The 273-nt window shown below is 63.4% G+C and carries 1 protein-coding gene; it reads right to left on the bottom strand.

Annotation, left to right across the window (positions count from 1 at the left end):
• Positions 1 to 51 precede the first annotated feature (51 nt).
• A partial coding sequence (locus ACYYG1_RS17445) for a hypothetical protein (protein ID WP_461211607.1) occupies positions 52 to 273 on the bottom strand: 222 nt, incomplete at its 5' end.

Below are 273 nucleotides of genomic sequence, written 5' to 3'. Positions count from 1 at the left end.
CCAGTTCGGGCACGGGCCAGATCAACGCGATCCTGCCCGTGCCGGACTGAGTCATTCGGCCTGATCGCGCTTGATCAGGTCGACCATCGCGTCGACGTCGGCGTACAGGCGGTCGAGCAATTCCTTGCCGATCCGGTCCTCGATTTCCTGATACTTGGCATCCACCTGCGGCCGCATGCGGTCGATCAGCTTGTTGCTCTTGGGCGTCAGCGAGATTTCCTGGCGCCGCTGGTCGGCGTTCGAGCGCACCCGCTTGATCAGGCCCTGTTCCTC

The sequence above is a fragment of the Desulfocurvus sp. DL1XJH-121 genome, assembly GCF_054819825.1.
This window is presented reverse-complemented; position numbering and strand designations above follow the sequence as displayed.